The following is a 10616-nucleotide window of genomic DNA, read 5'->3' as shown; positions in this document are numbered from 1 at the left end:
ATCCGTCTTCCCGACCGACGAGGCCGGCCGGCGGTGGTACCGCACGGGCGACGGGGGAGAGCTCGTCGACGGCGTGCTGCGCGTGACCGGCCGTCTCGACAACGTCATCGTCTCGGGCGGGGTCAACGTGTCGCTCGACCGGGTCGAGGCGGCGGTGCGCGGCATCCGGGGTCTGGAATCGGCGGTGGTCATCGCGATCCCGGATGCCACCTGGGGGCAGGGGTCCGCGGTGATCGTCCCGCGGCTCGCGCCCGACGCCGAGGCCGACACGCTCGCTCGCGTGCGTGACGCCGTAGCCGACCAGGTGGGGCCGGTGGCGCGACCGGCGCGTGTCATCGCGGTCGACGAGCTGCCGACTCTGTCGTCGGGCAAGCCCGACCGGGCGGCGTTGGCGCGGCGGTTCGGTGGCGCGGGCTTAGGATGACCCTCCGTGGCAGCACAGTCTCGTAAGCGTTCGCGTCCCGCCCCGAAGCGTCGTCCGCGCGGCAATCCGCAGAAGCACAAGAGCGGGGCGCCGCAGGCCGTGATCCCCGCCACCGCGCGCGACTGGATCGCCGCCGCTCGGCTGCGGACGCTGCCGCTCGCGATCACTCCGGTGCTGATCGGCACGGGAGCCGCGACGCTGGTCGACGACCAGCTCCACGGGGTGATCGCCCTCGCGTGTCTCGCGGTCGCGTTCGCGCTCCAGATCGGCGTGAACTACGCGAACGACTACAGCGACGGCATCCGCGGGACCGATGACGTCCGCGTGGGACCCGGGCGTCTGACCGGCGGCAAGAAGGCGAAGCCGCGCACCGTGCTGATCGTCGCGCTCGCGTTCTTCGCGCTCGCCGCGCTCGTGGGCCTCGCGATCGTCGTGCGCACGGGCCAGTGGTGGCTGATCGCGGTCGGCGCGGCGTGCATCGTGGCCGCCTGGTTCTACACGGGAGGCAAGCGTCCCTACGGGTACAACGCGATGGGCGAGCTGTTCGTCTTCGTGTTCTTCGGCCTGGTCGCGACCCTCGGCACCACCTGGGTGCAGGTGCAGGAGATCCCGCAGGAGGCGTGGTTCGGCGCGGTGGCTGCGGGGCTCCTCGCGTGCGCGGTGCTGCTGGCCAACAACCTGCGCGACATCGATCAGGACCGTCTCGCCGGCAAGCGCACGCTCTCGGTGCTGATCGGTCGCCGCGCGACGCAGGTGCTGTTCACGGTGTTCGTGCTCGTCCCGTTCGGGATCTCGGCGTTCCTCGCCCTGTTCTACCCCGTCGCCTGGCTGACGCTGATCGCCCTTCTCGGCGCGCTGTCGTCCGTGCTGATCGTGTGGACCTACCGCACGCCGCGCGAGCTGATCACCGCGCTGCAGGTCACGAGTTTCACGTCAGTGGCGTACGGCGCACTGCTGTTCTGGGCCTTCGTCGCCTGAGTCGAGGAGCCGGGACGGGGCTCATCGGCCGGACGCGTCGGGCTTCGTGCGAGCAGCGGAGCCGGGCGGGGCTCAGCGCTCGGACGCGTCGGGCTTCGTCGGTTCTGCCGCCGCGTCGGTCTCGGGCGACGCGGCGTCGACGACCGCGTCCTCCGCATCGGCGTCGGCTTCGGCACCCGAGCGGCGACCCGCCGTGGCGCGAGCGGCGCGACGTTCGGCGAGTCCGCCGGTCACCTGGTCGAGCGGGCGGCGGAGGAAGAGCAGCGAGAGGCTGAGCCCGATCAACGCGGCGAAGACGGCGGCGAGCCAGGGGAGTTCTTGGAACACCGGGAACAGCAGCAGGATGCCGAGCGGCACGAGGAACGCGAGCAATCGCAGGACCGTGTAGACGAGGGCCGAGCGAGCACGCATTCTCCCATTCTACGGCGGGGCACGGGCTCGGCGGCGCCCGGCCCGTGTCCAGCCGACGCACGTAGAATCGGTCCATGGCACGGCTGCTTCTGGTACTGGCGCTCGTGGCGACCGCCTTCTGGGTCTACACGATCGTCGACTGCGCGGTGCAGCCCGCGACGCGACACCGCGGGGTCAGCAAGGGCGCCTGGATGGTCATCGTCATCCTGCTGCCCGTGCTCGGCGGCATCCTGTGGTTCCTCGTCGGCCGCGGTCGCGCGGGTGCCCCCGCGCTGCGGCGCGCGCCGGACGACGACCCCGAGTTCTTGGGACGCCTCTCGTCCGCCGCCCGCGCCGACCAGGACGAGCGCATCCGCCGCCTCGAAGAAGAGCTGGCACAGCTCGACTCCGAAGCCGACGACCCGCGCGATGCACGCCCGGAGACCCGGGACGACCCCGGCGACGACGATGCCCGCGGACAGCGCGGCGCCGTCAGCTGACCCGTGAGCACGCCCATCGAGCGCGCCGCGGTGCCCGCGACCGACGCGGCATCCGCCCTCCTCGCCGGCCTCGTCGCCCGCGGGGTCCGGCACGTGGTCGTCAGCCCCGGTTCGCGCTCTCAGGCCCTGGCCCTCGTGGCAGCCGACCTCGAGCGGGCGGGCCTCGTGCACCTGCACGTGCGCATCGACGAACGCGTGGCCGGATTCACCGCGCTCGGCGTCGGCCGCGAGACCGGCATGCCCGCCGTCGTCGTCTGCACCTCCGGCACCGCGGTCGCCAACCTGCTGCCCGCGGCCCTCGAAGCCCACCACGCCGGTGTGCCGCTCCTCCTGCTCACGGCCGACCGTCCACCCGAGCTCCGCGGCGTCGGCGCGAACCAGACCACCCGCCAGCCCGGGCTGTTCCGCGCGGCCGCACGCTTCGAGGCCGACCTTCCCGTCCCCGAGGCCGTCGACCACGACGGCACCGCCGAACAGACCGCCGAGTTCGACGCGGTCGCCGCGACGGCGCTCGCCGCTTCCCTCGGCGAAGGAGCGCGCGCGGCGGGCCCGGTCCACCTCAATGTTCCGCTGCGTGAACCGCTCGCGGGCGCCGCTCCGGAGTGGCTGCTCGAGCGCGCCACCGCGCGGCCGGTGGCCCCGCCCGTCGACCTCGAGAGCGACGGCGAGGCCGAGGCATCCGGTGCTCTTTACCAGGGCGGAGGCGGCATCGGGGTCGCGGACGTCGCCCCCGAGACCGAGGCCGCGTTCCCGCTCGAGCTCGGCCCGCGCACGATCGTCGTCGCCGGTGCCGACGCCGGGCCGGCCGCCGAAGAGCTCGCTCACCGCGGCGGCTTCCCGCTCGTGGCCGAGATCGTCAGCGGGGCACGGTTCGGGCGCCAGGTCGTGCACGGGTATCGCGCGCTGCTGCGTGACCCCGAGCTCGGCGGCCGCATCGAGCGCGCGGTGGTGCTCGGTCATCCAACCCTCAGCCGCGAGGTCGCGACACTCCTCGGACGCGAAGACGTCGAGGTGATCGCGGTGCGCGGGCCCGGCGAGCCGGTCAACCTCAACGGGACGACCCAGGGAGTGGATGCCATCCGCGTCGCGGGCGGCGAGATCGACCGCGCGTGGCTCGGCGCGTGGATGCGCGCGTCGCGCGAGGCGGCGGTCGACCTGTCTCCGCCCGCCCCGGACGCCGACGGTCTCGCCTCGGCCGTGCCGCACGAACGCCTCGGTGCTATCAACGCCGAGGTCGAGGTCATCCGCGCCCCGCTCGACCGCGCCGCTCTGGTGGATGCGCTGTGGCGGGCGACGTGGCCGCACGATCGGCTGATGTTCGGATCGTCCCGCCTGGTGCGCGTCGCCGACGAGCTGCTGAGCGGCAAGAAGGTGTCGGTGCATGCGAATCGCGGACTCGCCGGCATCGACGGTACGATCGCCACGGCCACCGGGATCGCGCTGGCGAGTCAGATCGAGGAGCGCCCCGGCGTGACCCGCGTGCTGCTGGGCGACCTCGCGTTCCTCCACGATCTCGGCGCGCTCCTGCTGCCCCCGGGCGAGGAGGAGCCCCGCCTGCAGGTCGTCGTCGGCAACGACGGCGGGGGCACGATCTTCGACGGCCTCGAGGTCGCCGCCGTGGCCGGTGCCGACGCGATGGAACGCGTCCAGTACACCCCGCAGACGGCACGCCTCGAACAGCTCGCCCTCGCGTTCGGCTGGGAGTACCACCGCGTCACCACGCGCGTCGCCCTCGACCAGGTGCTCACGGCCCCGGGCGGCGGGCGGCAGCTGATCGAGGTCCCGCTGCCGCGCTGAGCTCCTGCCGCGCTGACCCCTCGCAGGATCGCCTTCGCGTCAAGGCGTGGCGCGATGTCGGTGGTTCGCGCCACGATGACGGGATGAGCACGAGCGAAAGATGGTCGGTTCCCGCGTCCGAGGCGTTGAGCGTCGCCCCGGGATTCCGCCTCGCCGACATCGACACCCGAGCCACCCCCGGGTATGACGGGAAGAAGGCCGACGGCCAAGCCGATCTCGAGGCCGGGATCGCCCCGCTCTCGGGTCTGCAAGAGCGTCTGTTCGCCCAGAGTGTCGCCGGCACGGCGACCGGTTCCGTCCTGCTCGTGCTGCAGGCCATGGACACCGCCGGCAAGGGCGGCATCGTGCGACACGTCGTCGGCTCCGTCGACCCTCAGGGTGTCGAGCTCGCGTCGTTCAAGAAACCGACCGCCGAAGAGCTCTCGCACGATTTCCTGTGGCGCATCCGTAAGCGGCTTCCGGATGCCGGCCGGATCGGCGTCTTCGATCGCTCACACTACGAAGACGTGCTGATCGGTCGTGTCCGCCAGCTCGCCCCGGCGGACGAGATCGAACGCCGGTACGGTGCGATCGTCGGATTCGAGGCCGAGGCGGCGGATCTCGGCATCCGGCTCGTCAAGGTCATGCTGCACATCTCGAAGGACGAGCAGCGCGCGCGTCTCGCCGAGCGTCTCGAGCGGCCCGACAAGCACTGGAAGTACAACCCGTCCGACGTCGACGAGCGCGAGCTCTGGGACGACTACATGGACGCCTACCAGGCGGCGATCGAGCGCACGTCGACGCCGCTCGCGCCGTGGCACGTGATCCCCGCCGACCGGAAGTGGTACGCGCGCTTAGCGGTGCAGCGCCTGCTCATCGACGCCCTCACCGACATCGACCCGCGGTGGCCGGCGGCCGATTACGACGTCGACGAAGAGAAGCGCCGCCTCGCGGCATCCTGACCCGGAACCCGGCTCAGGCGAGTGCGTCCACGATGGGCCGGAACTTCACGCGCGTCTCGAGCAGCTCCGACTCCGGGATGCTGTCCGCGACGATCCCCGCCCCCGCGTAGGCGGTGATCGGCGCGGTCGGGGACGAGGGCTCGGCGCGATCGATCTGGGCGCACCGCAGCGCGATCGCCCACTCGCCGTCGCCCGAGGCGCCGATCCAGCCGACGGCCCCGGCGTAGCGCCCACGGTCGAACGGCTCGAGGCGGCGGATCACGTCGATCGCCGCGTTCGTCGGCGTTCCCGCCACGGCCGCGGTGGGGTGCAGCACGCCCACGAGATCGAGCGACGACGCCGCCTCGCTGAGCACGCCCTCGACGTCGGTGGCGAGGTGCCACACGTTGGGCAGCTTGAGGGTGAAGGGCTGCTCGGCCGCCGCGAGCGCCGAGGTGTGCGGACGGAGCGCCGTGAGCACGCTCTGCACGGCGAACCGGTGCTCCTCGTGGTCCTTCGTGCTCTGGGACAGAGCGAGGGATGCCGCGGCATCGGTGTCGGCGTCGGCTCCGCGGGCCACGGTCCCGGCGAGGACGCGCGCGGTCACCGTTCCGCCCGACACGGTCACGAGGGTTTCGGGACTCGCGCCGATCAGCCCGTCGACCGCGAAGATCCAGCAGTCCGGATACCCCTCGTGCAGCGACCGCACGAGACGGCGGAGGTCGGAGCCCGCGGGAATGGTTCCGGCGATGTCGCGCGCGAGGACGACCTTGCCCACCTCGCCGGCGTGGATCGCCTCGACGCCGAGGCGGACGGCATCCTGATACGCCTCGGCGGTCTGGCGGCCCGGGCCGAGGGTCGCCGACCAGTGCGGTCCGAACGGGGACCGGGGTGGCAGCTCGGGTTCGGGCTCGTCGGGGGTGTCGTCGAACGCGAGACGCGTGACCCACGCACGCCCGCTGTGGCGGCCGACGATCGTTCCGGGGACGCGCAGCACGCTCTCGCGCTCGGAGCGGGGGTCGAAGACGAACGATCCGAACGCCACGAGTCCCGTGCCGGGGAGCTGCACGGGGTCGTCGACCTCGGCGGCCGCCGCGATCGCGCGCCACCGGTCGGCGACGCTCGCGTCGCCCGGGCGTGCGCCGTGATAGCGCAGGGTGAGCAGGTCACCGAACGCGGCGAGGGACTCCCCGCGACGACTCCAGAAGAGCGGGTCGTAGGGGGTGGTGTACGCGAGCACATCGTCCATCGGGGGCAGCTCGCGCGTCACCACGCGCAGGCGCGGCACGGCGTCATCCGCGGGTTCGATCACGTTCTCGAGCGTAGACCCGCTCTCGGCGGGGCTCTCGGCATCCGTTCGCCGTCGACATAACGCAGGAGATCTGCGGGCTCGTCGCCGCTGACCGCGTGAGACCGCGGGTCGCCGGTTGTGTCGGGGGCGCGCTGTGCCGCGGGATGCGCCCGGCTGTCGGTGGCCCGTTTTAGACTCGCGACATGTCCTCCCGTCCCGCTCCCGGCACGCGCCTGATGTTCCGCTGGCGCAAGTGGGACGGTTCGCCCCACTGGGTGCAAGACAGCGTCTACCTCGGCTCCGACGACTGGGGCGATTGGTTCGGCCAGCAGGTGGGCTGGCGCAGCGCCCGCCCCGGGGCCGAGTTCGTGTGCCGCCAGCCCAACGTCACGCTGGTTCCCCCGAGCGGTGACTGGGCCTTCACCCACAACGCCGCCCCGCACCCGGTGGCCGTGTACATCGACCTCGCGTGGGACGTCCGGTGGAGCGACGACGGGGTGCCCGGCGGCATCGACATGGATCTCGACGTCGTCCGCCGCACCGACGGTCGCGGCACGTGGATCGACGATCGCGACGAATGGGACGAGCACCGCGTGCAGTACGGCTATCCCGGCGACATCGTCGCGCACCTCGAGGCCACCGCCGTCGAGCTCGAGCACCGCGTGCGCGAGGGCATCGCGCCGTTCTCGGACGCCGTCACCGGCCCGTGGCTCACGCGTCTGGCCGCGCTCGCAAGCCCCGAAGACCCGGCGCGTCCGCCCGCCTAGACTCGACGGGTGAGCAGCGACCCCAACCGCGCCGACCTCGGCAAGGACCCGCAGCGTGTCAGCGGGATGTTCGACCAGGTGGCCCCCGCCTACGACCGCACCAACACGGTGCTGAGTCTCGGCAACGACCGCTTCTGGCGCGCCGCGACCCTGCGGGCCGTCGCGCCGAAGCGGGGCGAGCGCATCCTCGATCTCGCCGCGGGCACCGGGACCTCGTCGATGGCGTTCGTCCCCAGCGGTGCGCACGTCGTCGCGGCGGACTTCTCGAGAGGGATGATCGCCGAGGGACGCCGTCGTCACGGAAACGTGCCGAACCTCGAGTTCGTGCAGGCGGATGCCACCGACCTGCCGTTCCACGACGAGGAGTTCGACGCGGTCACGATGTCGTTCGGGCTGCGCAACGTCAATGATCCGCGGCGCGCTCTGCGCGAGCTGCTCCGGGTGACCCGTCCCGGTGGCCGGATCGTGGTGTGCGAGTTCTCGCACCCGCCGTCCCGCGCGTTCAACGGCCTCTACCGCTTCTACAACGACCGCGTCCTGCCGATCGCCGCACGCGCGGTCAGCTCGAACGCCGAGGCATACGACTACCTCAACGAGTCCATTCGCGACTGGCCCGACCAGCCGACGCTCGCCAGCTGGATGCGCGACGCGGGCTGGGATGCCGTGGCCTACCGCAACCTGTCGTTCGGCATCGTCGCTCTGCATCGCGGCATCCGTCCCGCGTGATGCGCGCGACGCGACCGACCGCCGCACGTCCGACCTCGCTCCGCCGAAGCCTGTCAACCGTCGAGATAGCCGAGGGACGGCGCGAGCGCGCCAGGATAGGCTGAAACCGTGACCCCGAGACTGCCCGCGGCCAGCACCCGCCTGTCGGGCAAGCTGGGCCTGAGTGACCGCATCTTCGCCGGACTGCGTTCGCGCACCCTGCTGTCGACCGTCGAGGCGGGTCTCGCGCGCGTCGAGGGCACGCTCGAAGAAGAGGTGCGCAGCGCCGATCGCCTCGCCGACGTCACCGCCCGGTACCTGTACGAGGCCGGTGGCAAGCGCGTCCGGCCGATGCTGGCGATCCTCACGGCGCAACTCGGGCGCGGAACGACGCCCGAGGTCATCGAGGTCGCCACTGCTCTCGAGCTGACGCACCTCGGCTCGCTGTACCACGACGACGTCATGGACGGTGCCGACAAGCGCCGCGGGGTGCCGAGCGCCCAGACGGTGTGGGGCAACAACATCGCGATCCTCACCGGTGACCTGCTGTTCTCTCGCGCGAGCCAGCTCATGGCCCGGCGCGGCGAGCGGGCCATCCAGCTCCAGGCTGACACCTTCGAGCGGCTCGTGCTCGGGCAGATGCATGAGACCGTGGGCCCTGCGGAGGGCGACGAGCCCGTCGACTTCTACCTGAAGGTGCTTGCCGACAAGACCGGTTCGCTCATCGCCGCGGCTGCGCAGTGCGGCGTCATCTACTCCGGCGCCCCCGAAGAGTTCGAAGAGCCCATGGTGGTCTTCGGCGAGAAGGCGGGCGTCGCTTTCCAGCTTCTCGACGATGTGATCGACCTCTCGCCGGACGCGTCCGAAACGGGCAAGGTGCCCGGCACCGACCTGCGCGCGGGCGTGCCGACGATGCCGTACCTGCTGCTCGGGCACCGCTCCGACGCCGCGTCCGCCGATCTGCGCACGCGCATCGACGAGGGGCAGGAGCGCATCGTGGCCGGCGCCGACCCGGCGATCCTCGACGCTCCGCTCGCCGAGCTGCGCGATCACGACACGACGCACGAGACGCTCCGCCTCGCGCACCAATGGTCGCAAGAGGCGATCGACGCCCTCGCGCCGCTGCCCGACGGCGCCGTGCGCGAGGCGCTGACGCGCTTCGCCCGCGCGGTCGCCGATCGCTCGGCCTGACTTTTCCACCACCCCCCGATCCCGATCGAGAGGACCCCATGACGAAGCTGCGCCTCGCCATCGTCGGAGCCGGCCCCGCCGGCATCTACGCCGCCGACATCCTGCTGAAAGCCGAGCGTCAGTTCGACGTCTCGATCGACCTGTTCGAGCAGCTTCCGGCTCCCTACGGTCTGGTCCGTTACGGCGTGGCCCCCGACCACCCGCGCATCAAGGGCGTCATCACGGCGCTGCGCGAGGTGCTCGACCGCGGCGACATCCGCATCTTCGGCAACGTCCGCTTCGGCGAGGACATCACGCTCGACGACCTCAAGCAGCACTACAACGCGGTGATCTTCTCGACCGGCGCGATCCGCGACGCCGACCTGGACATCCCGGGCATCGACGCGCACGGCTCGTACGGCGCGGCCGACTTCGTCAGCTGGTTCGACGGTCACCCCGACGTGCCGCGCGAGTGGCCGCTCGAGGCCGAGTCGGTCGCCGTCATCGGCAACGGCAACGTCGCCCTCGACATCACGCGCATGCTCGCCAAGCACGCCGACGACCTGCTGCCCACCGAGGTTCCCGACAACGTGTACCAGGGGCTGAAGGCCTCGCCCGTCACCGACGTCCACGTCTTCGGCCGCCGCGGTCCCGCGCAGGTGAAGTTCACCCCGCTCGAGCTCCGTGAGCTCGGCGAGCTGCGCGACGTCGACATGGTCGTCTACGACGAGGACTTCGACTACGACGAGGCCTCGCTCGCCGCGATCCAGACGAACAAGCAGGTCAAGGTCATCGACCGTGTGCTGCAAGAGTGGCGCACCCGCCCGGGCGTGAACAACGCCGGGGGAGAGGCATCGCGTCGCCTGCACCTGCACTTCTGGGCCAAGCCCGTCGAGGTCGTGAAGGATGCCGAGGGCCGCGTCGCCGCATTCCGGTACGAGCGCACGAGGCCCGACGCCGAGGGCGGCGTCGTCGGCACCGGCGAGATCCGCGAAGTGCCGATCCAGGCGATCTACCGCGCGGTCGGCTACTTCGGTTCTCCGCTGAAGGACATCCCGTTCGACGAGCGCCACGGCGTGATCCCCAACCACGAGGGCCAGGTGCTGTCGGCCGAGTCGAACGAGCGCATCCCCGGCGTCTACGCGACGGGCTGGATCAAGCGCGGCCCCGTCGGCCTCATCGGACACACGAAGTCGGATGCCATGGAGACGGTGCGCCACGTCATCAACGACCAGAGCGAGTGGTGGCGTCCCGCGCACCCCGAGGAAGAGGCGATCCCCGCCCTGCTCGAGGAGCGCGGCGTCCGGTGGACCGACCTCGACGGCTGGCATCGCCTCGACGAGCATGAGATCGCCCTCGGCGCGCCGCACGAGCGCGCCCGCATCAAGGTCGTTCCGCGCGACGAGATGATCGCGATCTCGCGCGGCGAGTAACCCGCGTTCTCGAAGAGCCGCCCCGTCTCCGGACGGGGCGGTTCGTCGTTCGCGCGCGCGTGCCGCGCCACAGGGTGAAATCCCCAGGATGCAGGTATAGCTCCCCTCCGTGATGGGTGTTCGCACCCCGTCAGCCCCGGTAGCGTGGCGCCGGCGACGTACGTTCATCCACCGAACGGAACTCGCAATCTCGGTCGATGCACCTGCTGGTCGATGGCGCCGGAACGTTGCCCCGAACGTG

General features: G+C 71.7%; 11 protein-coding genes. 9 read left to right on the top strand and 2 right to left on the bottom strand.

What is annotated here, in order from left to right; genetic code table 11:
* A partial coding sequence (locus P2P98_RS02910) for a class I adenylate-forming enzyme family protein (protein ID WP_275797047.1) occupies positions 1–424 on the top strand: 424 nt, incomplete at its 5' end.
* A gap of 6 nt (positions 425–430) precedes the next feature.
* Positions 431–1402, top strand: a complete 972-nt coding sequence (locus P2P98_RS02905) for a 1,4-dihydroxy-2-naphthoate polyprenyltransferase (RefSeq protein ID WP_275797045.1) — start codon at positions 431–433, stop codon at positions 1400–1402.
* Between the two features lie 72 nt (positions 1403–1474).
* On the opposite strand, the gene P2P98_RS02900 is transcribed toward P2P98_RS02905, so the two are convergent.
* Positions 1475–1813 carry a DUF4229 domain-containing protein gene (locus P2P98_RS02900; protein ID WP_275797043.1) on the bottom strand — a complete coding sequence of 113 codons (339 nt, stop codon included), beginning with the start codon at positions 1811–1813 and terminating at the stop codon, positions 1475–1477.
* A gap of 74 nt (positions 1814–1887) precedes the next feature.
* Between P2P98_RS02900 and P2P98_RS02895 the strand changes: the two genes are divergently transcribed.
* The 3 genes from P2P98_RS02895 to P2P98_RS02885 all read left to right on the top strand — a co-directional run bounded on the left by P2P98_RS02895 (position 1888) and on the right by P2P98_RS02885 (position 5030).
* Entirely contained in the window at positions 1888–2292 is a 405-nt protein-coding gene (locus P2P98_RS02895; RefSeq protein WP_275797041.1) for a PLD nuclease N-terminal domain-containing protein, read from the top strand.
* 3 nt (positions 2293–2295) lie between these two features.
* The gene (gene menD / locus P2P98_RS02890; RefSeq protein ID WP_275797039.1) at positions 2296–4089 is read left to right on the top strand and encodes a 2-succinyl-5-enolpyruvyl-6-hydroxy-3-cyclohexene-1-carboxylic-acid synthase; all 1794 of its coding nucleotides are present in this window, start codon (positions 2296–2298) and stop codon (positions 4087–4089) included.
* Positions 4090–4172: 83 nt separating this feature from the next.
* Positions 4173–5030 carry a polyphosphate kinase 2 family protein gene (locus tag P2P98_RS02885; protein WP_275797037.1) on the top strand — a complete coding sequence of 286 codons (858 nt, stop codon included), beginning with the start codon at positions 4173–4175 and terminating at the stop codon, positions 5028–5030.
* 13 nt (positions 5031–5043) lie between these two features.
* Here the strand turns inward: P2P98_RS02885 and P2P98_RS02880 are convergent, their stop codons facing one another.
* Positions 5044–6258: an isochorismate synthase gene (locus P2P98_RS02880; RefSeq protein ID WP_275797049.1), complete on the bottom strand. Its 1215-nt coding sequence runs from the start codon at positions 6256–6258 to the stop codon at positions 5044–5046.
* Positions 6259–6503: 245 nt separating this feature from the next.
* On the opposite strand from P2P98_RS02880, the gene P2P98_RS02875 reads away from it, so the two are divergent.
* From P2P98_RS02875 to P2P98_RS02860, 4 genes are all read left to right on the top strand, one after another.
* A complete protein-coding gene (locus P2P98_RS02875; RefSeq protein ID WP_275797035.1) occupies positions 6504–7067 on the top strand; it encodes a DUF402 domain-containing protein in 564 nt (187 codons plus the stop codon).
* 9 nt (positions 7068–7076) lie between these two features.
* Entirely contained in the window at positions 7077–7793 is a 717-nt protein-coding gene (locus tag P2P98_RS02870) for a demethylmenaquinone methyltransferase (protein WP_058596862.1), read from the top strand.
* A gap of 108 nt (positions 7794–7901) precedes the next feature.
* Positions 7902–8963 (top strand): polyprenyl synthetase family protein, encoded by a 1062-nt coding sequence (locus tag P2P98_RS02865; protein ID WP_275797033.1) that lies wholly within the window; start codon positions 7902–7904, stop codon positions 8961–8963.
* A gap of 38 nt (positions 8964–9001) precedes the next feature.
* Entirely contained in the window at positions 9002–10375 is a 1374-nt protein-coding gene (locus P2P98_RS02860; RefSeq protein WP_275797031.1) for an FAD-dependent oxidoreductase, read from the top strand.
* The last annotated feature ends 241 nt before the right edge of the window (positions 10376–10616 follow it).

Source organism: Microbacterium sp. Kw_RZR3 (assembly GCF_029222405.1).
Lineage (GTDB): Bacteria > Actinomycetota > Actinomycetes > Actinomycetales > Microbacteriaceae > Microbacterium.
Note: the sequence above shows the minus strand (reverse complement) of the source record. Positions and strands in the feature narration are given on the sequence as shown.

Coding starts and splice junctions, on each gene's coding strand:
- P2P98_RS02880 (WP_275797049.1), bottom strand. CDS start 6,258: ATGGACGATGTGCTCGCGTACACCACCCCCTACGACCCGCTCTTCTGG.
- P2P98_RS02900 (WP_275797043.1), bottom strand. CDS start 1,813: ATGCGTGCTCGCTCGGCCCTCGTCTACACGGTCCTGCGATTGCTCGCG.
- P2P98_RS02860 (WP_275797031.1), top strand. CDS start 9,002: ATGACGAAGCTGCGCCTCGCCATCGTCGGAGCCGGCCCCGCCGGCATC.
- P2P98_RS02895 (WP_275797041.1), top strand. CDS start 1,888: ATGGCACGGCTGCTTCTGGTACTGGCGCTCGTGGCGACCGCCTTCTGG.
- P2P98_RS02885 (WP_275797037.1), top strand. CDS start 4,173: ATGAGCACGAGCGAAAGATGGTCGGTTCCCGCGTCCGAGGCGTTGAGC.
- P2P98_RS02875 (WP_275797035.1), top strand. CDS start 6,504: ATGTCCTCCCGTCCCGCTCCCGGCACGCGCCTGATGTTCCGCTGGCGC.